Here is a 22,058-nt window from a genome sequence, read left to right as displayed (position 1 = left end):
GCCATGGGGGGCACACCAGCGCGTACGGGTGATGGGGCGCGGGAGCGAGGGACCCCCCCCCACAAGGGCGGGGCCAAGACCGGAGCAAGCGGTTTGGTTCCTTTGCCAAGACAAAGGAACTCGCCCAGCAGGGCGAAACCTGCAGCCCAGCCACCGCGATAAAGGATTTTCCATCGATCGAAAGAGTTCTTGTAAATCAAAGCGCCAGTTGCAAATGCGCGCCAACCGCCTTTTTGCGCGTATGCAACCGATGCTGCAAGCCGCGTAGAAAATGCTCCAGCCCTTCATGGAGTCGCCCGGTCAGCACCTCATCCAGCACGCCGCCCTCAGGCACATCGCCGTAGCTGATCTGGCTGTCGATCGCGAAGATCCCGTGCAGGACCTCCTGGGACTTGAGCGCTGACAACACCGGCTTGAGCGCGTAATCAACCGCCAGCATATGGGCAATACTGCCACCGGTCGCCAGCGGCAACACCACCTTGCCCAACAGCGCCCGCTCCGGCAACAGATCCAGCAGCGTCTTCAAGGCTCCGGCAAACGATGCCTTGTACACCGGGGTTGCAATCAACAACCCGTCCGCTTGGCGCACGGCCTCGATAAAGGCCTGCACTGGCGGGCTGTCAAAGCGCGCCCACAGTAGATCTTCAGCATTGAAGTCACGCACCCGTACGGTGGTGACATCCACGCCGTGGGCTTTGAGCCAGTTACCGGCATGTGCCAGTACCACGCCCGAACGCGAAGTAGGAGAGGGACTGCCTGAGAGTGAAACAACCAACATCGAGAGATTCCTTGCAATAAGCGTCCATACGCAAAGCAGCTTGTGTGCCAGCTTGCGAGACTCATTGCCACTGAGCTGACACAAGGCATTTCATGACCGCTGGAGGGTTGTTTGCAGGCTGGATTGGTGCTGGAGCAACACAGCAGTGTCGAAGCACTGTTGCCTCAGCAACACTTGCGCCTAACGCAATGCCCGGTCAGTTACGAAACGCCGCGCCGGTCTGCACGACACTCGCCGAGCCGAGCAACTGGCTGATGAAGCGGCTCCAGCGGGTAATGTTCGCCGGGCCTACGAACACCACATCCTGGGCCTTGAGTTCGAACTGGCGGGCCAGCAGGTACGCGGTAGGCTTCTTGGCGTTGAGGTGGTAGACCGTCGATTCGGCATTGGCCTGATTGTCCACGCCGCGAATCACATACACCGCATCACCGTCGGCGCTGTCCGGGCTCAGGCCGCCGGAGTTGCCCAAGGCTTCCAGCAAGGTCACCTGGGTGGTGCCGAATGACAGCACCTGCGGGTTGCGCACCTCACCCAGCACATAGATGCGGTTTTTCGAGTTGCTGTTCAGGTGCAGATGATCGCCGTCTTTGAGATAGATGCGCCCCAGTTGCGAGCCCTTGCGGTTGAGCGCGTCGATGTCGATCTGATAATCGGTGCCGTCACGGCGCAGGGTCAGGCTGGCCAGGTCGGCATCGCTGCTGTCGATGCCTGCGGTACTGACCGCCTGCACCAGGCTCAATGGAATGTTAGTGATCGACTGTTGCCCGGGATTGCGAAACGAGCCGGACAGCAGCACCCGCTGGCTGTTGTAGCGCAGCACCTTCACATCGACCTTGACCTCGGTGTACTGCGGCGACAGGCCCATGCGCAGTTGATCGCGGATCTGCCGCACGGATCTGCCGGCTGCCTGGATACGCCCGACATACGGGAAGTACAGAGTACCGTCGCCCTGGACTTCACGGGTATTGGCATCGAGCTGGTCCTGCGAGCCCGGCGCGGTCAGTTCCGGATGTTCGAACACGGTCACCAGCAAGGTATCGCCCGGCCCCACCAGATACTCCGGGGTGGTGTAGTTCAACAGCTGCGCCGGTAGCGGCTTGCCATTGGCCAGGGCGACCTGTTGCTGCTGCGCCAGGCTCTGCGGGGTGATGTTGACCAGTCTGGCCTTGGGGCCGTCAGGGTCATCGGCTTCGACATCACTGAGGCTCATATGCTGGCCGGGGGCGAATGCGCAACCTTGCAGGAGCAGGGCAAACAGCAGTGCGGCGACGGGCGATCGATACATAGGGAGGTTTCCTTCCTGAGAATACGCGGTGGGGTGGGGTCAGAAGGCGTTCTTGTTGAGAAAGCCCTTGAACAGGGTCAGCAGGATGATTTTCAGGTCCAGCCACAGCGACCACTGCTGGATGTACTGCAGGTCGAACTCGACGCGCTTGCGCATCTTGTCCAGGGTGTCGGTTTCACCGCGCCAGCCATTGACCTGAGCCCAGCCGGTGATCCCCGGCTTGACCTTGTGGCGCAACATGTAACGGCTGACCTGCTTGCGGTATTGCTCGTTGTGCGCCACGGCGTGGGGGCGCGGCCCGACGATGGACATGTCACCGCGCAGGACGTTGAAAAACTGCGGCAGTTCATCCAGCGAAGTGCGCCGCAGAAAGCCGCCCAGCGGCGTGACACGGGCGTCATTGCGGGTTGCCTGGCGGACCTCGTCGCCGTTTTCCTGGACGGTCATGCTGCGAAATTTCCAGACCATGATCGGCCGGCCGTCCAGCCCGTAGCGGCGTTGGCGAAACAGCACCGGGCCTTTGGAGGTGAGCTTGATCGCAGCGGCGATGACCAGCAGCGGCAGCGCGATCAGCAGCAGGATCAGGCTGGCCAGGATCACGTCTTCGGCACGTTTGACCAAACCCAGCGCTCCCTCCATGGGCGAGTCGAAAATGCTGATGGTGGGCAGGCCGTTGATGCTCTCGCTGCGCGCATGCAACAGCTCGAACGTGAACACATCCGGGATCAGGTACACCGAGACGGTGGTGTCGGACAGCCCGGTAATCAGCTCGCGCAGGTGGGGTTCGGCCTGGGTGATGTAGACCTTGTCGATGCGGCCCTGACGGGCATCAATGATCAATTGCTCAAGGTCACCCAGCACCAGCAGCCGCGAACCCTTGCTGTCGAGGTCCATCTGCTGCGGGTGGCTGTCATAGAAGCCCAGCAGTTTCAGGCCCATCCACGGCGCATCGGCAATCGAGCGGGCCAGGCTGGCACCGACCTGGCCGGTGCCGACGATGGCCACCCGGCGGGTATTGAAACCGTGTCGGCGCAAGGCGTGCAGCACTTGACGAATCAGCACCCGATAACCGCACAGGGTCGCCAGCACCAGGGCGAACCAGGTCATCTGTTGGGGCGTTGGCAATGCCTGGCCGTCGAGCAACAGGTAATCCATCGAGAGCAAGCTGACAAAGCTCAGTGACCACCAGGTGAAGACCTTGGCCAGTTCGCCGAAAATACGCTCGCCACGCCAGGATCCGTACAACTGGTGAAATTCGCTGAGCCAGTGAAAGCCCAGCACCGCCATAAGAATCTGCAGCCAGCTTTCGGTAGGCCCAAACAACGCTTGCTGCTGGTGTTGCCAATAGCCGATCAGCACGATGACCAGCAGATCCAGCAGGCGGTGGGCGACTGACAGCAGCGATTGATGGGCATGTAAGATGCCGCGAAGCGGAGTGTCCATGGTTCACCCTCAGACCGATTTGATCGGTACGACGCGGGCGGCCAGCTCGCTGTCAGGCGAAGCTGCGCGCCAGTCCAGCAGGTTGGGGCGCTGTTGCCGGGCACTGGCCAGGCGGGCGTCAACCAGGGCCTTGATCTGCTGTTCAAAGCGCTCCGTGGAAAAACGCTCGGCATTGAAGCGGCAGGCGCTGGCGCTGATCCGCCCCTGAGTGCTTTCGAACTGGCCAACGGCGGCTATTAATGACGCGGCGTCCTGGCGGTCATACAGCACCCCGGTCGGGGTTGGATGGTCCAGCCCCAGCACGGTTTCCAGCACCCCGCCCTTGCCGTAGGCGATCACCGGGGTGCCGCAGGCCTGGGCCTCGACCGGGCTGATGCCGAAGTCTTCTTCGGCGGCAAACACAAAGGCTTTCGCGGCGCGCATGTGCTCCAGCATTACCGCCGCCGGCTGGTAGCCGAGCAGCGTGACGTTGGGGGCGTTGATGGCCTGGCAGCGCGGCATTTCCGGACCGTCGCCGACCACCACCAGACGTTTGTCCGGCATGTTGGCGAATGCCTCGACGATCATCGGCAGGCGCTTGTAAGGCACCATGCGCGAGGCGGTGAAATAGTAGTCATCGCGCAGCCCCAGCGGGGTGTAGTGCAGAGTGTCCACAGGCGGATAAATCACAGTGGACGAGCGCCGATAGGCTTTGTCGATGCGCGCGCCGATGAACGCCGAGTTGGCAATGAACTCATCGACCCCGGCAGCGCTGCGCTGGTCCCACATGCGGATGTAGTGCAGGACCATCCGCGCCAGAGTGCCCTTGAACCCCTTGTCGAGGCCTGACTCACGCAGGTATTGATGTTGCAGGTCCCAGGCATAACGAATCGGTGAATGCACATAGCTGACGTGCAACTGATCCGGGCCAGTCAACACCCCTTTGGCGACCGCATGGCTGCTGCTGATCACCAGATCGTAGCCAGACAGGTCCAGTTGCTCGATGGCCATCGGCATCAGCGGCAGATAGCGCTGGTAGTGCTTGCGTGCACCGGGCAGTTTCTGGATGAAGCTGGTGGTGGCGACTTTGCCGCCCAGTTGGGCACGGTCACGGTCGCTGAGGAAGTCGATCACGGCAAACAGATCGGCTTGCGGCCAGACCTTGAGCAGCGAGGCCAATACGCGTTCGGCGCCGGCGTAGGTCACCAGCCAGTCGTGGACGATTGCGATTTTCATGGGTCTTCCTTGAGCGGTGGCGAGTGAGCGGCGATGCGAACAGCGTGCAGCCGGATCTCAGGGCTTGGGGTCAGGTGCGCGGCAGGCTGCTGCGTTGCACGCCAGGTTCGGGGAGCTGGTCGAGCCGTTGCGACAGCCGCAGCGCTGAGTGGCGCCAACTGAAGCGCGCAACGTTGGCCAGGCCCTTGCGGCGCAGGAACTGGCGCAGATCCGCCTCATTGAGCAGCCGCTGCATGGCGGCGGCCATCTGTTGGACATCCAGCGGGTCGAAGTACAGCGCGCTGTCGCGCAGCACTTCCGGAATCGACGCGGCGCTGGACGCCAGCACCGGGCAGCCACAGGCCTGGGCCTCAAGTGGCGGGATGCCGAAACCTTCGTACAGTGAAGGAAACACGAATGCCGTGGCACCCTGGTACTGGGCGATCAGCTCGGCATCTTCGAGGCGGCCGAGAAAACGGATGCGTGGGTCGCGGCAGGCCAGTTGTTGCAGGTCCGGGTCAGCGAACAGGCTGTTGGCGCTGCCGACGATGTGCAGTTGCAGGTCTGGCTGGCCGCGCAGGCTCAGGAACGCCTGGATCATGCGCCTGAAGTTCTTGTGCAGATTGGGTGAGGAGACCGCCAGCAGGTAGGGCTGTTCCGGTTGGCTGGCGGCGGGCATGAACTGCTCGCTGACGGCGGCTGACAGAATCAGGATGCGCTCTTTGGGCAGCCGGTAAAATCCGGCTATTTCACTTTTGGAGAACTCGCTGTTGGTGACCAGTGCGCGGACCCGCGACAGCAGGATCGGCATGATCGTCCGGTAGGCTGCGCGATAGCGCCAGCTATAGCTTTGCGGATGGCGAACGTAGGTGATGTCGTGGTGGGTGGCAACCTGATTGCGGTAGAACATCGGGTTGCTGTTGCTCAGTGACAGCAGCAGCGGATTGCCGTTGCGCCGCAGGTACAGCGGCAGGTCAAGCTGTTCCCACAAATGGCCTTGGTGGCGGCCGATGCACTGCACCTGCAAGGCCTGGGCGCTGGCGTGGTTTTTGATACCGTGCGGGGCGACGAAGACCAGATCGTCGCGCAGTTGGCGCAGCGCCAGGCAGATCTGCTCGGCGTAGCGTTGCACACCGCAGGTGTCCTGAGTCAGAAAACGGGCATTGATAACGATCATCGCAGGGGCCTGCAAAGTGATGAAGCGGATGAATGTCAGAGCCTTGACGGGCTGTGTCGCGGGCGTCAGATCGGATGTGGCTGGGGCAGGGCCATGCGCCCTTGCAGGGTCTGGATGAACAGGCGTTCGTAGCTGTCGAGCATCAACTCCAGGTCGAGTAGCGCGGCAACGCTGCTGCGCGCCTGAGCGCTGAGGCGGGCCAGTAGTTGCGGTTGCTGGTGCAGTTTGAGCATCGCCAGGCCCAGTGAGTCGGGGTCGTCCGGGCTGCACAGCAGGCCATTGAGCTGGTCCTGGATGATCTCCGTCAGGCCGCCCATACGACTGGCGATCACCGGCCGCGAATGAGCGCAGGCTTCTACGGCGACCATGCCGAATGGCTCGCTCCAGGTCGAAGGCACCACCGCCACATCGATTCCGGCGTAGAACCGTTCCGGTTGCTGATAGCCGACAAAACGGATCCTCTCGCTATTGCCGGCCATGGCCTTGAAGCGCTGTTCATCGGCCACTTGGCCGCGCCCGGCGATATCGAGCGTGGCGTCGAACGGCAGGCGCTTGAACTGCTCGATCAGCCAGCCCACGCCCTTGGGCTCTGACAGCGTGCCCAGATAACCGAAGCGCAGCGGTGCTTGCGCACTGCGGCTCGGCGACCAGGCCGGCAAGGGCGCTGGAAACGGGCTGGCGTTATAGATCACCTGACAGCTCGCGCCCTTGAAGTAGCCATGGTTACGCAGCCGGTCGAGCATGAAGCGGCTGACCGCGACCACGCTGTCGACCTGCGTCGAGCGTTCGGCGTGCCCCTTGCGAAACTGCACGCACATTCCACAGCGCTGCTGGCAGTCACGGCCTTGCTTGAACATGGTGCTGCTCGGGCACAGCAGGTACAGGTCATGTAACACCTGAACGATGGGCAGGTTGTTATGGCTGATTTCATCCCAGGCCGAGACCGACCAGCCGGTGAGGTTATGGCAGACCACCAGGTCGGGTTGTTCGAGCTTGATGACCCGCTTGAGGTGCTCGCGCATGCCGCTGTTGTAGCGGTCACGCAGGTGCCAGCCAAGGCGTGCCAGCCGACCTGGACGGCGCTGAGTGAAGTGCCAGTAGAAATTGCGCAGGCCGGCGCGGTAGACCCTGACCTGATTGACCTCTTCCTGATACAGGCCGGCTTTGGCACCCGTGACCAGCACCCGTACGTTATGGCCGCGCGCCTGCAACCCTTCGACAGTGCGTTGCAGGATGATTTCTGCACCGCCGCCAATGTCCGGGGCATACAGGCTGCTGAGAAACAGAAGCTTCATAGCGGATAGGACCGGTTCAGGCCCAACAGCCCCGACTCGCCATCGGCAATCGCCTGTTCGAGCAGTTTCAGACGCGGGCCGGCATCGCAGCGGCGGGCGAAGACCCGCAGCAGGCGCAGGAACAACCAGCGATTGAGCTGGTAGAGCAACGGCGAACTGACCCAGATGTTCTTGTCAAACCAGGCCTGATTACGTGCACCGTAGTAGGCGCGCAGGTCGGAATCGCCGAGCAGGTAACTCTCGTAGACATTGCTGGTGCGTTGCTTGATGTTCCAGGAATGCTCCAGGTCGTCGAGCAGCGCTTCGGGCACCAGAAACAAGCGTCCGCCATTGGCGGTGATGCGCCAGGTGTATTCGTTGTCGTCGGCGTACAGCTTCAAGGCATCGAGCGGCAGACCGATCTTGCGGTACAGGCTGTGATGGGCCAGCAGACCGCCGTACGTGGCAAACGGCAGTTGCACCAGCGAAGGCAGGCCAGCACTGAGCCGTGGTCGTCCCCACGGCAAGCGCCGCCAGAGTTTGTACGGCACCTGAGCGATATGAAAACCCAGAAAGCTTGAGCGCTTCTGCAGGGCAAAACGCTGCGGCACGCCGGTGGCAATGTCGGCCTGATGGGTAGGGCGAAAGCCGAGCACTGCGGTGTTGTCGGCGTCGTGCGCCTGGATCAGGCGTTGTAGCCGGTCATGCAGCACTTCCACGGCATTGGGCGTCGGCGCATTGTCGTCGTCCATCAACCACAGGTACTCGCCACCGGCCTGCAGCGCGGCCTGAATCCCTATGGCGTAGCCGTTGGCCGAGCCGGTGTTGTGCTCAAGGTGGATCACCCGAACCTGCTCGGGCCACTGTTCGGTCAATTTGTGCAGCGGCGCCGTCGAGGCGTTACTGACCACAATGACCCGCTCGATCAAGGGGTTTGCCAGCGAGCGGCTGATCAGCGTATGCAAATAGCTGTAGCGATCCCCGTAGGTCAGGGTCACCAGCGTGGTCTGCTTGGACATGGGACATTCCGTTGTAAAGGCGAGGGTGGTGATTTGCTGTAGGAGCGAACTTGCTCGCGAAGAGGCAATTGCAGTCACGACATTTGTGGCGCCTGGCCAATAGCATTCGCGACCAAGGTCGCTCCTACAGAGAAGCAATCCAGCCGACAAATCCGCAGGCTTCAGGCCGGTACACGCGCCAACTCGTTGAGCGGCAGGACGACCCGGTGCTGGCGCTGCATCAGGTTAAGCAGGATCACGGCCCGTTCGGTGCCGTCGAAGGCCAGAAAAATGGCTTCCACGTCACAGAAGCTGCGGCTGCGGATCAGCACCGGGTCACCTTGGTTGAAGCTTGAGTGCGGTGTCTGACCGGCCAGGCGCTGGCGGATCTGTTCGATCAGTTCATCGCTTACCGGGGTCGGCTGGCTACCGAACGTCACGATTCGCGACACGCCACGGGTGGAGCGAATCGGGTACCAGTTGTCCTGCATCTGGTCCATGCGGATGAACAGATAGCCGGGAAACAGGGTTTCGGGGCGGGCCGTGTTATTGGTCAGCGGCTGATAGCACTCGAACTGCTGGCGCTGCAGATGCTCCAGGGCACGGGCTTCCTGGCGTGGGCGGGTCTGGATCAGGTACCAGCGGGCGGGGACGGCGAGAGTCGTCATGCAATCACTCCCCGGCAAGCTGTGAGCTGAACGGCACGATATCGGCGTCCATGCACGGGTCGTTGGCAGCACCGCCCTCACTCACACTGAAGTTGCCGAGCAGCGCCTGCACCTGCTCGACGCTATTGAACATCAGCACATCGATGATCGACAGGTTGGGCACGAACTCATGCTTGAGCTGTGCATAGCTGATCGGGTTCATGGTGAAGAAGCGCAGTTGCAGGCCGTTGCGGGCGAAGCGCTCACGGTCGTACAGCTCAAGGCCGCCAATCGGATTGAGGAAGGTGCCTGCCGAAAAGGTGTGGGCGATGTTGATGACCCGCTCCTGCTTGTCCGTGCAGGCGCTAAGGGTGAGGTTTGAGCCGCGCAGGATCGGCGTGCTGATCTGTAGGTAAGCGCAGATTTCACGCAGGGCGTTTTCTGCATACAGGGCCAGATTGTGTTGGGGGAAGCGGATCAGCCGCTCCAGCAGCGGCATGACCTCACTGAAGTAAGGTGCCTTGCGGTAGCTGTGAACGAGCAGGTTGACCAGCCGCGGCGCGTCGTTCTCGAAAAAACTGTCGGCCAGTTGGCGCTGCATGATGGGCAGCTCGAAGCGGTCCTTTTTGACTGCAAAAGTCATCAGCCGTGGCTGGCCTTCGCAGAGGATACGGTTACGGTTGACCCAGCCGGCGCGGATGTATTGCAGGTCATCGCCCAGTACGAATACATCGGCGGTGGCGATGAGCTGGAAATAGCCCAGATAGGGAAACAGGTACGGCTGCATCATTGCGATGGTCCTGGTCATGGTAAAGCTCCTTGTTCGTCGCAGGCCGGTTTATTTTTGAACCGGGTGGTAGCTGTAGCCGTAGGTCGTGCAGTCGTATTCGGCGGTGGAGGCCTTGCGCACCACTGCGTTGAAAATCGCGCCCTTGATGACGATGCCGTTCTGGTTGAGGCGGCGTTTGCAGGCTTCCAGTTCGCGGGTGGTGGTCAGGCCGAAACGTGCCACCAGCAGGCAAGTGCCGGCCTGGCGGCCGACCAGGGTGCCGTCGGTCACGGCGAGGATCGGCGGGGTGTCGATGATGATCAGGTCGTACTGCGGCGATAGCTCGCCGAGCATCCGGTTGAAGTTGTCGTGCATCAGCAATTCCGACGGGTTTGGCGCCGCGAAGCCACAGGAAATGAAGTCCAGGTGACGGACTTCGGTGTGGTGAATGACCTCGGTGTACTTGAGCCTTGCTGCCAGGGTGTCAGACAGCCCGTGGCGCGGTTGCAGGCCCAGTACCTTGTGCAGGTAGCCCCTGCGCATGTCGGCGTCGATCAGCAGGACCCGCTTGCCGGTCTGGGCAATGATCACCGCCAGGTTGGCGGAGACGAACGACTTGCCGGCGCCGGGCAGGGGGCTGGTGATCATCAGCACATTGTTGCGCGCTTCGAGCATCGCAAAATGCAGGCTGGTGCGCAGGCTGCGCAAGGATTCCAGGGCCAGTTCTTCCGGGGCGCGGGTGCTGAGCAGGCGCGACTCGCGGGGCAAGCCCGCCGCGTTGGCGGTTTTATCCAGACGCTCTTGCTGGCGCGAGAACGGCAGCGAGGCGTACACCGGCATGCCGAGGTTTTCGATCAGATCGGGGTTTTCGATGCCGCGATAGAACGCCTGGCGGATAAAAATGATGATCACCGCCAGCAGGGCGCCACACAGGGTGGCGACCAGCACCAGCAGTTTCTTCATTGGCTTGACGGGTTTCTCGATGTTGGTGTCGGCATTGTCGATGATACGTACGTTGCCGATGCTGCCGGCGCGCAGGATGTCCTGTTCCTGGCTCTTGTTGAGCATCAGGGTGTAGGTCTGACTGATGACCTGCATGTCGCGGGTCAGGCGCAACAGTTCTTGCTGTGACTGGGGCAGGCTGTCGATCTTTTTCAGCAGGATCTGCTTCTGGCCTTCCAGTTGGCCGATCTGGCTCATCAAGCTGCGGTAGGTGGGGTGCTCGCGGGTGTAAAGACGCTCCAGCTCGACGCGTTTGAGCTTGAGCTCCGAGAGCCGGTTGTCCATCTCCACGACCTGATCGAGCACGCCTTTGGTTTCAATGGACAGGTCCACCGAGCGGGCGCTGGTCTGGAATTTCTGCAGAGCGGTCTCGGCTTCTTCGAGTTGCTTGCGCACCATCGGCAATTGCGAGCGAAGAAACTCCAGCCGCTGCGCGGCTTCGGCCGAACTGCGCTCGACATTCTGGCGCACATACAGGCGGCTGACCTCGTTGAGAATGCGGTTGGCTTTCTCGGCGTCCGGGTCCTGCAGAGAGAGGTAGATGATGCCCGAGTCCTTGCCGGCCTCGATGATCTTCAGGCGATCCTGCCAGAGCAGCGCGCTGCTCAGGGTGCGCTGACGCGACACGCTGAACTCGGTGCCGGGACGGGCGTTGAGTTCGGCGACCTGCATGATCACACCATGGCCCAGGCTGGTGCGTCGTACCGCGCCATTGAGCAGCAGATTGCCGTCGGCGTCATACAGGCTGTACTCACCGGTTTTGCCGGCCACCAGTTTCAATGCCTCACCCAGCAACGCCTCGGGCACTGTGAGCTGGAAAATATCGAGCTTTTCCCCGCCCCATGCATAGCTATCGAGGCCAAACAGCGGTTCGGCCAGTTGCCCTTGGTACTGGGGCTGGAAATTACGCGCCAGCCAGGCGCCGATGACCGGCACGTGGTCGGGGGTTGCCTCGATGTTCAGGCGCAGGTCATCGACCACCTTGACCAGCAGCGCGCGGGATTTGATCAGCTCGATCTCGGTGGTGGCCTGGGAGGCCGACATCGGTTTGTTGCTGACCTCCGGCACGCCTTCGATACCAACCTTGCGCGGTTCGATCTGGATCATCGCCGAGGCCTGGTACACCGGTGTGGCGAGCACCACGTACAGTACGCCGAGCACCAAGAACATGCCGGTCAGCCAGAAAATCAGGCGCTTGTGGTCGAGCAACAGGTGTAACAGGGTGGTCAGGTCGATCCGGGTGTCCTGGTAGTGGTCCAGGGTGGAGCGGTTCATGACAGTCATTGGTTCGGATCTCCTGACTGAATATAAGGAAGCCAGTCATCGACGCAGCGCGACAGATGCGTGTAGGTCTGTTCGAACGCCGCTCTGGGGCGCTTATAGGGGTCGACGATTTCTGCCGCGTGCTGCCACTGGCCGATCAGGAAGGTCTTGCCGCGCACCTCCGGGGCCAGACGAAACAGACTGGCCAGGTGCGGTTGCTCCATCGACAGGATCAGGTCGGCACGGCGCAACATTTGCCGGTCCACCTGCTGCGAGCGATGGCCGGGCAGCTCAAGGCCGTGAAGGTCCAGTACTTCCCTGGCCAGGCCATCGATCGGTGCGCCGGTCAGCGCGTGCAGGCCGGCCGAGCGGATCGAGATCGGCCGGTCTGCCAGCCGGTCACGCAGAATGGCCTCGGCCATGGGGCTGCGGCAGATGTTGCCGACGCAGACCACCAGCAGTTCACTGAACATGGGCTTTGGCCGGTTGTGGACGCAGGCGCCGGCCAAGGTTGACAACGAAGTTGCGTGCCACCCGCAGCAGGGCCTGGACCTTGTGGCGCGGCGACAAGGCAGACAGCGACAGGCAGACACTCTGGATCAGGAAGTGCTCATACAGCGCCTGGTTGCCGAGGCGGTGGTAGTAGTTGGCCAGGCTTGAGCTGGTCTGCAGGCTCATGTGCAACTTGCGCTTGTCGCTGCGCATCGAAAAGATCCCGCCAGGGTGCAGGCGGTAGGCCGCCGGTTTGATTTGCGCCATGAACTTGCCTTTGCCATAGGCGCCGAGCAGCGACCACCAGCACAGGTCGTTGAGCGGTGCGACGCGCATCTGCAACTCTGGCGGCATGCTGCTCAGCACATTGCGAAAACAGGTGGTCAGGGTCGATATGGGCCGGGCCTTTTGCAGCTCCAGCGCAGTGGCATCGCCGCGCAATTTACCTTGCAGTTGCACGCCGTACTGGCCCTTGTCATCGAAGGCAATCGCGTCGTGGTAGGTGATCACGTAGTCGGGGTGGCGCTCCAGAAAATCCACCTGCAACTGAAGTTTGCGCGGGTCGGTCCAGTAGTCATCACCTTCACAGAACGCGATATAGCGGCCCCGCGCTTTGACAAACAATTCGGGCACACAGGGCTTGCCGAGCCGAAACTGATTTTCGCTCTGATAAAACGGCCGGATGATGTGCGCATAGCGCTCGGCGTATTGCGCGATGATCCGCGCGGTGTTGTCAGTCGAGGCATCGTCGTTGATGAGGATCTCGAAGTTGAAATCGGTCTGCTGCGCCAGAAATCCATCCAGGGTCTGGGCGATGAACGCTTCCTGGTTATAGGTCGGGCAGACAATGCTCAACAACGGTGGCTGGGACGATTCGTGGCGCGTATGACGGGCAATGGCATCCATGGCTCAGGTACTCGGTTTGCTCAACGTTAGATAGATCTTGTGCAGCAGCGGGCGATGACTGAGGGTCACCGGCAACAGGGTCAGCAAACCGCAGAGCGCCAGCGCAAGGACCACGCTGAAACGATCAGGGCCGGCAATCAGTTCGAACAGCGGCGCACTCAGCGTCAGGCCGAGCAAGGTCATCAGGCTGATCCGCAGCAGGTCGCGCAGCCACGGCCCATGCAGGGCAGGCGCCAGGCGGCGGTGGACGATCAGCGGCCAGATCGCCAGTGACACCAGACGCAGGCCGGCCCAGCTCAGCGCTGCACCGAGCACGCCCAGTTCATGGATGGCCCAGACCGTCAGCGGCACGCTGATGACGGCGCAAACCAGGCTGTAGGTGACGTGCAGGCGGATCTGCCCGTAGGCGTATTGCAGGTAAAACTGAAAGCCGCTGATGGCCATGATCGCGCTGCCCAGCACGTACCAGCCCAGCACCGGCTGGCTCCAGCGGGCGGCCTGCAGGTCGCCGGTCCAGGCATAGATCAGCGCCTGGCCATGCAGGGCGATGATCCCGGCCAGAGGAAACAGCAGGGTGCAGACAAACCGGTGGGCATCAAGAAACAGCCGGTGCATGTCCGCTTCGCGGTTCTCGGCCATCAACCGTGCCAGGCGCGGCAGCAGGATCTGCACCAGCGGGTTGGTCAGGGTCAGCAGGCCGGTGGCGATCAGTGCAATCAGCGCGAAGTAGCCGTATTCATCGAGCGGCAGACGCTCGGCCAACAACACCTTGTCCAGTTGGGTCAGCACGATCCACAGGATCGCGGTGAACGACAGGCTGGCGGCGAACGGCATGAGCGGCCTGACCAGCGCGGCATCGAAACCGGCCAGGCCGGCAGGCATTTGCCGCCAGGCTCGCACCGCGAACAGCAAGCTTTCCAGCAGGCTGACCAGTACCTGGAACAGGAAAAAATCGCGTACCTCTTGCGACCACAGGCTGACCAGCAGCAGGGCACCGAAATAACGCAGGGTCGCGACCAGCACATTGGCGGCGTTCAGCCAGGCGTGCTGTTCCAGGCCCTGTAGCCCGCTGCGATACAGGGTCGCGTACAGGCGCAGCGCGATAATCACGCCCATCAGGCTAATGCAGTCGCTGACAGTCTGCGCCGAGAGCTCTTGTGCGTTCAGCCATTGGCTGGCCAGCCACGCACTGGCCAGGTGCACGGCCAGCGCGCAAGCGACGGTCAGCGGCACGAACAGCAGCTCGAACGAGCGCAGCAGCCGCCCGCTTGCCTGGCGACCGGCAGCGTCTGCCGGTTGTTGGGTGACGGCGCGTACCAGGCTCGGTGACAGGCCGGCGTCGAGCAATTGCAACCAGGCTTGCAACACCGTGAAGAAGCCGATCAGGCCATAGGCCTCTGCCCCCAGATGCGCCAGGTAGAACGGCATTACAGCAATGCCGACCAGCAGCACGTAGGCTTGCCCGGCATAGTTGAACAGCGTATTGCGCATGACCGACATGGCTGTCACCCGACCTGGGCCACGGCGGAGCCGGCAGCCTCTGGACTGCAGGTTTCGAGCAGGGTCTGGATCACTTGTTGCTGCTCTTGCGGGTGCAGGCCTGGGTAGATCGGCAGGCATAGCACCCGCTCGCTCAGGGCGCGGGCGATGGGTTGGCCGGCTTGTGGCTGGAGATATTCCAGCGTGTCGAGGCTGGGGTAGAAGTAACGGCGCGGATTGATGCCGTTGGCGTTGAGCGCCGTACGCGCCTTGAGCAGTTGCTGCTCGTCGCGCAGGGCCACCGGGAAGTAGCTGTTGTTCAACTGGCTGTCGGCCTGGGCGCTCTGCAGGTCCATGTAGTCGCGCAAGCGGCTGTTATAGCGCCAGGCGATTTCGGCACGGGCTTCCAGGATGTTGTCGATATCGTCGAGGATGCACAGGCCCATGGCGGCGGAGAATTCGTTGAGCTTGGCATTGATGCCGATGCCCTCGATGCGGTCGACATTGGCGATGCCGAAGTTGCACAGCAGCATGACCCGCCGCGCCACCTCGTCATCGTCAGTGACGATGGCGCCGCCTTCGATGGTGTGAAACAGCTTGGTGGCATGAAAACTCAAGGTGCTGATGTCACCCCAGCGGTACACCGATTGCCCGGCGTGGCGCACCGCGAAGGCATGAGCACCGTCGTAGATGACTTTCAGGTTGCGCCGGCGGGCAATGCTGTCAATCGCCTCGACGTCACACGGGTTGCCAAACACATGGGTGGCAACGATGGCGCTGGTGTCGGCTTCGATGGCTTGTTCGATGTGCGCCGGGGAGAGGTTCCAGGTCTGTGGGTCGATATCGGAGAATAACGGGCGGATGCCTTCCCACTGTAATGAGCTGGTGGTGGCGACGAAGCTGAACGGGGTGGTGACGGCACTGCCGGTCAGGTTCAGTGCGCGGTAGGCGATTTGCAAGGCCAGGGTGCCGTTGTTGGTGAGGATCACGTGACGCACGCCCAGGTAGTCGCGCAGCCGGGCTTGCAGTTCCATCAGCAGTGGCCCGTGATTGGTCAGCCAGCCACGGCTGTAGATCCCTTCGACGTAGCGCTTGAACTTGTCGATGTCGCCAAGGTACGTCTTGGTCACGTTAATCATCTGAACCTCCGTGTTGTCGGGCTGAAGAAGCGTCAGGCGTGAGGGCCTGAGCGCTGACCCGCATGGCCCGGCGTTCGGTAATGCGCCGGATCAGACGGGTAATGAGGCTGCCGTGGTGCGGGTCGCCGAAGTGCAAAATGGCGGTGGCGCGGATAACGCCGGGGCTGCACGGCTGGTTGGCATGCAGCGATCGGTAGCCCCAGAACAGGTAAATGCTGCCGGGGACCAATTGCACGATCAGCGGCTTGAGCCAGCCCAGGCGGATTGCCCATGCCAGCAAGCTGCGGGTTATGGCGTTTTGCAGCAGCATCTTGTGCAGCACATTGACCAGCAACGAACGCGAGGCGCTACGCAGGTTGGGAAACATCATCAGGTCGCCACGCTGCTGGCCTTCATCCGGGATGTAGATGGGGATGAGCACCGTGACCAGGCTGGCATCGAAGTGAAAGCAGTTCGACTCCCGACGCCCTTGGTTGCCTTGCACGCAACGCAAGACCGGAAAGATGCTCTGGCCTACGCTTTGCTGGCCGGCAGCCAGGCAGTAAAGGTCGGCGAGCAATTGTTGCAGGGTCGGGCTGGAGCACATCTGCAGCAGTGAACAACCTGCCAGTGCCTGTTCTCCATGACAGGCGAAATACTCCCCGGCATGCCGCTGGGCCTGCTGGTCGGTAAAGGCGCGCAGTTGTGTCAGGTCATCGTGGCTCAACAGACTCTCGATACAGGCGTAGCCCTGAGTATCAATGCTGCGGGCCAATTGTCTGATCGGTTCAGAAACAGCTGCAAAAGTAGACGGCATTCGTTCACACCTCTGGGTAGGAGGAGGCGAAAAACCAAATACATTGGCGCCATGGCCTGGTTCATCGAGCATTTGTCTGGGCACGCTACCGCCCGAAGCTCAATGCTTCGGGGGGAGGCGTGAATAGGTGTAACCAGTCCTTGTCAATCGCTCAGAAATGTCCGAGCAATGGGAAAACTCCAGGCAAAGCTACCGCCACACCGAACAGAGTCAGCAGTTCAATAAGGGGTATGCGAGTTGACAGACATCCAGTGGCGCCAATAGCACCCTGGAAACAACCGGAATACGGGAATACAACCATGTAGGGGTCAATACGACCACATCAATGCAATGCTCTGTGGCATTGGCATACAAGCCAGGTGTGGTCAGACAGACCTATATATTGGGGCCGTCTGAGGATCTGTCAAATTATTTCGTCAAAATCCTGTTTTGTTTCTGATAAAAAACATGACTTTCAGGTAACCGATTGATTTTAAAGGTGTCAAAAAACATGTGTTGTTTTTTTGGCGCCCCTGTGTCGACTTTTAACTGTCCGGTTTACTGCCGGTTTTATTGATGACTTGACAGTCTTGCGGTACGCCTTGAATCGGTCTGTTGATCAAGTTGGCGGGATAATGAGTATTTTTATATGTGATTTGGTTATTAATTAATTCAAATTAATAATTTTTAGTTCTATTCGGTCTGGTGCATCATGAACCCATGGTTAGATGGGTCGGGTATCACGCAACCTCTGTAACGTGAGCCGGCCCTGGAAACGATCTGCCGAGCCAGATCGTGCATTCTAGAGGGATGTTCATGAGCGATAACGCACTGTATTTCGATTATGCCGCCACCACGCCTGTGGACGAGCGGGTCATTCAGGTGATTGTTTCGTGTCTGGGCCAATCAGGCACTTTTGGTAATCCGGCTTCCAGTTCTCACCGGTTCGGGCGGGCAGCACGGCAAACGGTCGAACTGGCCCGCCAACAGGTCGCGACACTGGTGGGCGCCAGCGCCGGCCAGATCATCTGGACCTCCGGGGCCACCGAATCCAACAATCTGGCACTTAAGGGCGCAGCGCAAGCCTGGCGTCAGCGCCAGGGTCGCGCCGGCGGGCATATCATCACCAGCCAGATTGAGCACAAAGCCATTCTCGATACTGCCCAATACCTTCAGGGGCAGGGCTTTGAGGTGACTTACCTGGTCCCTGACGCGGACGGGCTGATCACTCCCGAGGCGGTCAGCGCCGCGCTGCGTGAAGACACGCTGCTGGTCTCGCTGATGCTGGTCAACAATGAACTGGGCACGGTCAATGACATCGCCGAGACCGGTCGCCGGGTGCGCGCCCATGGCGCCTTGCTGCACGTCGATGCGGCTCAGGCGGCGGGCAAGTTGGCGATTGATCTGAGCGTACTGGAGGTCGATCTGATGTCGTTTTCAGCGCACAAGATTTACGGGCCCAAAGGTATCGGCGCGCTGTATGTCGGACCGCGTGCCGAGCAGCGGGTACTGGCGCAGATTCACGGTGGCGGCCATGAGCAGGGCTTGCGCTCCGGTACTCTGGCGACCCACCAGATTGCCGGAATGGGCAGCGCTTTCGCTCTGGCTGGCGAACATCTGGAACAGGAGATTGCCGACACATGGCAGTTGAACCGGCGCTTGTGCGAATTGCTGGCAGACGTTCCCGGGCTGGTCATTAACGGCAGCCGCGAGCAACGTATACCGCATACCTTGAGCTTGACCTTTACTCATCTGGACCTGGATGTCGCCGCACTGGGACAATCGTTGGCGTTTTCTTCGACCTCGGCGTGCAATTCGGCCAGCAGCGCTCCGTCCCATGTCTTGTCGGCGCTGGGATACGATGCGCAGCGCGCTGCACAGACCATCCGCCTGAGCTTGGGGCGTTTCACCCAGGCGGCGGATATCGAACGGGTTGCCGGGCTGATTCGCGATGCGTTGCGGCCGGCGCCGTTCTGGGCGGTTGCCCATGCCTGAGCGGGAGGCTACAGAATCGGCGAGCGCAGCCATTTTGTAGACACCCTCTAAGACCTGCTCCATTATCTGACCTGAATCGAACGGGTCAGCAGGAGTAGCAATGAGTACACAAACCCATGCCAAGGGAGTGGCGGCGCAACGTCTGGCCAGCGCGCGGGCGTTGATGAGTCGTGAAGGAATCGACGCGTGGTTGGTGCCGTCGGCTGATCCGCATCTCTCTGAATACCTGCCGGGCTACTGGCAAGGCCGGCAATGGCTTTGCGGATTCAACGGTTCGGTTGGCACGCTGGTTATCACCCATGATTTCGCCGGGTTGTGGGTCGACAGTCGCTACTGGGAGCAGGCCGAAAAGGAGCTGGCTGGCAGTGGTGTCGAACTGGTCAAGCTGTTGCCCGGCCAGCAAGGCCCGTTGGAGTGGCTGGCTGATCAGGCGGTCGCCGACAGTGTGGTAGCAGTCGACGGTACGGTGCTGGCGGTGGCCTCTTCGCGGGCGTTGGCCAGCAAGCTCTATGAGCGTGGTGCCCGCCTGCGTACCGATATGGACCTGCTCAACGAGCTGTGGCGGGATCGCCCGGCGCTGCCGGCCAACCCGGTGTATGAGCATTTGCCGCCCCAGGCCAGCGAGAGCCGTCGCGACAAGATCGAGCGGTTGCGCAAGAGCATGCTCGAACGCGATGCCGACTGGCATTTCATTGCGACCCTGGATGACATCGCCTGGCTGTTTAACCTGAGGGGCTCGGATGTCTCCTATAACCCGGTGTTCATCTGTTTTGCGCTGATCGGACCGAACAGCGTCACGCTGTTTGTCGCAGGCGACAAGGTCAGCAAGTTTGTGCGCGAAAGCCTGGAGCGCGACGGTGTGTCGTTACTGGAGTACACCCAGATTGGTGCGGCCTTGCGTGAAGTGCCGGGCGATGCGCGGTTGCTTTTGGACCCTGCGAAGGTGACCTGCGGTCTGCTCGACTATCTGGATGCACAAGTCAGTCTGGTCGAAGCGCTGAACCCGACCACCCTGTTCAAGGCGCAGAAGAACGCTGAGGACACGCGGCATATTCGTCGAGTCATGGAGCAGGACGGCGCAGCACTGTGCGAATTCTTTGCCTGGCTGGACGGTGCGCTGGGGCGTGAGCCGGTCAGTGAGCTTGATATCGATGAGCAACTGAGTCTGGCCCGTAAGCGTCGTCCTGGTTACATCTGCCCCAGCTTCGCCACGATTGCCGGATTCAATGGCAATGGGGCCATGCCGCATTACCGCGCTAGCGAGGCGGCGTTTGCGCAGATCGAAGGCGATGGCCTGTTGCTGATCGACTCGGGTGGTCAGTACCTGGGGGGCACCACCGACATTACCCGGATGGTTCCTGTCGGTCGGCTGAGTGCCGAACAGAAGCGCGATTGCAGTCGAGTACTCAAGGGCGTGATTGCCCTGTCACGGGCGCATTTTCCCAAAGGCATCCTGTCGCCTTTGCTGGACGCGATTGCGCGGGCGCCCATCTGGGCTGATGAGGTGAACTATGGTCATGGAACCGGGCACGGGGTCGGGTACTTCCTGAACGTTCATGAAGGGCCGCAAGTGATCGCCTACCAGGCACCGGCGACGCCGCAGACCGCCATGCTGCCGGGCATGATTACCTCCATTGAACCTGGTACTTATCGGCCGGGGCGGTGGGGCGTGAGAATCGAGAATCTGGTGATTAATCAGCCGGCGGGGCAAAGCGAGTTTGGCGAGTTCCTGCGTTTTGAAACCCTGACCCTGTGCCCGATCGACACCCGTTGCCTGGACCTGGGTATGCTCAGCGCTGAAGAAAAAGGCTGGCTCAATGCCTACCATGCTCACGTTAACGAGCGGCTGAGCCCCTTGCTGCAGGGGGCTGGGCTGGCATGGTTGAGGGCGCGTACTGCCGCTGTCTGAGACAGCGGCACCGCCAGACTAAAGGCGGGGTTTCTTGCAGATGATGATCATGCTGCGGCTGGTGTAGCCGGCGGGATTGAGGCCGAAGGGGTAATCGCCTGGATCTTCGACGGCATCGCCAGACTTGGCGATGACCCGGTACTCGGTCGACTCGCAGACATTGGTCGCTTGTTCGTAGCACCTGTCCCAAGAGGACGACAGGCCCGAGCAATTGATATGAATGCCGCGTTTGGTCTTCTTGACCGGTGCGCTGGTGGCTGCGCAGCCTGCCACGGCCACGAGCGCCAGTACGATAACGATGTATTTCATCCCGCTCCTTAACCGGTCACCTGGTTGAGCCTGCATTGAAGCTGGCGTGGACATTCGATGGCTTTCACCGTGGTCAGTTCATCCATATGAATAAACCGTACCAGAGATGGCCTAAACATGTCTCATGTGCGAGATAAATACTAGCCCTGCATGCTCAGCACTCAGTCAGCCGGTACCAGTTTGGGCTGGTCCGGGGCCGTCGACAGCGTGACGCCTATAGAAGCCAGGATAATGGCGCCGATGGCCAACCATTGCAGCAGTGACAATTGCTCATGGAGAAAGACCATGCCGGAAAGTGCGGCAAATACCGGCTCCAGACTGGCCAGGGTGCCAAAGGTTCGCGCCGACATGCGGGTCAGGGCGACCATCTCCAGACTGTAAGGAAGGGCTGTGGAGAGGATGGCCACCCCGATGGCCGCGGGCAGTAGTGAAATATCCAGTAATGCAGAGCCCGCATGCGCGATACCGAACGGGGCAACGAACATCGCGGCCACAATTACCCCAAGTGCGGCAGTCTGCACGCCGTTATGCTCACCGGCCTTCTGGCCGAACACGATATAAGCTGCCCAGCAGGCGCCGGCACCCAGTGCGCAGGCGGCGCCGAATGGATCAAGGCTGGCGGCTGACTCGCTACCCGGTATAAGCAGCAGCAAGCCAAGAATCGCCAGGCCGATCCAGAGAAAGTCGACCAGCTTGCGCGAAGCGAGCAGCGCCACAGTTAGCGGGCCGGTAAGTTCCAGTGCCACGGCAATGCCTAACGGTACGCTGCGCAACGACATATAGAAGAGCAGGTTCATTCCGCCCAGCGCCACGCCATAAAGAATAATGGCCGGAATGGACTGGGCGGTAAGACGCGCACGCCAGGGGCGCAGCACCAGGATCATGATGATGGCGGCGAATATCAGGCGCAGAGTCGTTGTGCCTTGTGCGCCTACAGCAGGAAAAAGACTCTTGGCCAGGGATGCGCCGGTCTGGATCGAAGCCATCGCGATCAACAGCAATCCCAGCGGGAAGAGTAGGGGGGCGAGGCTACGGGATGAAGTGGTCATGACAGGCTCGAACAGGATAAGGATGGATCACTGATGAGCATGATGCGTAACAATGCAGAAGTGTGCAATATAATGCGCAGCTATTTAATTTTGAAACAAAATGGAATTAACGGTTGACGGGGTTTCAGATGTCCTTATAATGCGCACCACTTCCAACGCGGAATGAACGAGAAAC

At 61.0% G+C, this 22,058-nt stretch carries 19 protein-coding genes; 2 read left to right on the top strand and 17 right to left on the bottom strand.

The window, feature by feature from the left end:
- Window positions 1–196: 196 nt before the first annotated feature.
- The 15 genes from ssuE to NRB16_RS28105 all read right to left on the bottom strand — a co-directional run bounded on the left by ssuE (window position 197) and on the right by NRB16_RS28105 (window position 16,642).
- Window positions 197–778 carry an NADPH-dependent FMN reductase gene (gene ssuE / locus NRB16_RS28175; protein ID WP_045493261.1) on the bottom strand — a complete coding sequence of 194 codons (582 nt, stop codon included), beginning with the start codon at window positions 776–778 and terminating at the stop codon, window positions 197–199.
- Window positions 779–974: 196 nt separating this feature from the next.
- Complete coding sequence (locus NRB16_RS28170) at window positions 975–2,063, bottom strand: polysaccharide biosynthesis/export family protein (RefSeq protein WP_045493258.1); 1,089 nt, start codon at window positions 2,061–2,063, stop codon at window positions 975–977.
- 39 nt (window positions 2,064–2,102) lie between these two features.
- Complete coding sequence (locus NRB16_RS28165; RefSeq protein ID WP_045493255.1) at window positions 2,103–3,506, bottom strand: undecaprenyl-phosphate glucose phosphotransferase; 1,404 nt, start codon at window positions 3,504–3,506, stop codon at window positions 2,103–2,105.
- Window positions 3,507–3,515: 9 nt separating this feature from the next.
- Window positions 3,516–4,721: a glycosyltransferase family 4 protein gene (locus NRB16_RS28160; RefSeq protein WP_257107487.1), complete on the bottom strand. Its 1,206-nt coding sequence runs from the start codon at window positions 4,719–4,721 to the stop codon at window positions 3,516–3,518.
- Window positions 4,722–4,791: 70 nt separating this feature from the next.
- Window positions 4,792–5,877: a glycosyltransferase family 1 protein gene (locus NRB16_RS28155; RefSeq protein WP_045493251.1), complete on the bottom strand. Its 1,086-nt coding sequence runs from the start codon at window positions 5,875–5,877 to the stop codon at window positions 4,792–4,794.
- 65 nt (window positions 5,878–5,942) lie between these two features.
- Window positions 5,943–7,172 carry a glycosyltransferase family 4 protein gene (locus NRB16_RS28150; RefSeq protein ID WP_045493249.1) on the bottom strand — a complete coding sequence of 410 codons (1,230 nt, stop codon included), beginning with the start codon at window positions 7,170–7,172 and terminating at the stop codon, window positions 5,943–5,945.
- On the bottom strand, window positions 7,169–8,170 hold the full coding sequence (locus tag NRB16_RS28145) for a glycosyltransferase (RefSeq protein ID WP_045493247.1): 1,002 nt from the start codon (window positions 8,168–8,170) through the stop codon (window positions 7,169–7,171). Before NRB16_RS28145 ends, NRB16_RS28150 begins: the two co-directional genes overlap by 4 nt.
- A gap of 161 nt (window positions 8,171–8,331) precedes the next feature.
- Window positions 8,332–8,817, bottom strand: coding sequence for a transcription/translation regulatory transformer protein RfaH (gene rfaH, locus NRB16_RS28140; protein WP_045493245.1), 486 nt, complete (start codon window positions 8,815–8,817; stop codon window positions 8,332–8,334).
- 4 nt (window positions 8,818–8,821) lie between these two features.
- The gene (locus tag NRB16_RS28135) at window positions 8,822–9,604 is read right to left on the bottom strand and encodes a WbqC family protein (protein ID WP_045493242.1); all 783 of its coding nucleotides are present in this window, start codon (window positions 9,602–9,604) and stop codon (window positions 8,822–8,824) included.
- 30 nt (window positions 9,605–9,634) lie between these two features.
- Entirely contained in the window at window positions 9,635–11,851 is a 2,217-nt protein-coding gene (locus tag NRB16_RS28130; RefSeq protein WP_045493239.1) for a polysaccharide biosynthesis tyrosine autokinase, read from the bottom strand.
- Complete coding sequence (locus tag NRB16_RS28125) at window positions 11,848–12,303, bottom strand: low molecular weight protein-tyrosine-phosphatase (RefSeq protein WP_045493236.1); 456 nt, start codon at window positions 12,301–12,303, stop codon at window positions 11,848–11,850. The genes NRB16_RS28130 and NRB16_RS28125 overlap by 4 nt, the downstream gene beginning before the upstream one ends.
- The gene (locus tag NRB16_RS28120) at window positions 12,293–13,228 is read right to left on the bottom strand and encodes a glycosyltransferase (protein WP_045493233.1); all 936 of its coding nucleotides are present in this window, start codon (window positions 13,226–13,228) and stop codon (window positions 12,293–12,295) included. The genes NRB16_RS28125 and NRB16_RS28120 overlap by 11 nt, the downstream gene beginning before the upstream one ends.
- A 3-nt stretch (window positions 13,229–13,231) precedes the next feature.
- The gene (locus tag NRB16_RS28115; RefSeq protein ID WP_257107486.1) at window positions 13,232–14,728 is read right to left on the bottom strand and encodes a lipopolysaccharide biosynthesis protein; all 1,497 of its coding nucleotides are present in this window, start codon (window positions 14,726–14,728) and stop codon (window positions 13,232–13,234) included.
- Between the two features lie 5 nt (window positions 14,729–14,733).
- Window positions 14,734–15,846: a DegT/DnrJ/EryC1/StrS aminotransferase family protein gene (locus NRB16_RS28110; RefSeq protein WP_045493227.1), complete on the bottom strand. Its 1,113-nt coding sequence runs from the start codon at window positions 15,844–15,846 to the stop codon at window positions 14,734–14,736.
- Complete coding sequence (locus tag NRB16_RS28105; protein WP_257107485.1) at window positions 15,839–16,642, bottom strand: hypothetical protein; 804 nt, start codon at window positions 16,640–16,642, stop codon at window positions 15,839–15,841. The genes NRB16_RS28110 and NRB16_RS28105 overlap by 8 nt, the downstream gene beginning before the upstream one ends.
- Before the next feature lie 795 nt (window positions 16,643–17,437).
- Between NRB16_RS28105 and NRB16_RS28100 the strand changes: the two genes are divergently transcribed.
- The gene (locus tag NRB16_RS28100; protein ID WP_257107484.1) at window positions 17,438–18,616 is read left to right on the top strand and encodes a cysteine desulfurase family protein; all 1,179 of its coding nucleotides are present in this window, start codon (window positions 17,438–17,440) and stop codon (window positions 18,614–18,616) included.
- Window positions 18,617–18,716: 100 nt separating this feature from the next.
- Window positions 18,717–20,525, top strand: a complete 1,809-nt coding sequence (locus NRB16_RS28095) for an aminopeptidase P family protein (protein WP_253141367.1) — start codon at window positions 18,717–18,719, stop codon at window positions 20,523–20,525.
- Window positions 20,526–20,543: 18 nt separating this feature from the next.
- On the opposite strand, the gene NRB16_RS28090 is transcribed toward NRB16_RS28095, so the two are convergent.
- Both NRB16_RS28090 and rhtA read right to left on the bottom strand, forming a co-directional pair.
- A complete protein-coding gene (locus NRB16_RS28090) occupies window positions 20,544–20,834 on the bottom strand; it encodes a hypothetical protein (RefSeq protein WP_045493217.1) in 291 nt (96 codons plus the stop codon).
- Window positions 20,835–20,995: 161 nt separating this feature from the next.
- On the bottom strand, window positions 20,996–21,883 hold the full coding sequence (rhtA, locus tag NRB16_RS28085) for a threonine/homoserine exporter RhtA (RefSeq protein WP_253117951.1): 888 nt from the start codon (window positions 21,881–21,883) through the stop codon (window positions 20,996–20,998).
- Window positions 21,884–22,058: the final 175 nt, after the last annotated feature.

Origin of the sequence: Pseudomonas sp. LJDD11, from assembly GCF_024584215.1 — a bacterium.
Lineage (GTDB): Bacteria > Pseudomonadota > Gammaproteobacteria > Pseudomonadales > Pseudomonadaceae > Aquipseudomonas.
The sequence above is the reverse complement of the archived record's forward strand: the minus strand, read 5'-3'. Positions and strand labels throughout refer to the sequence as shown.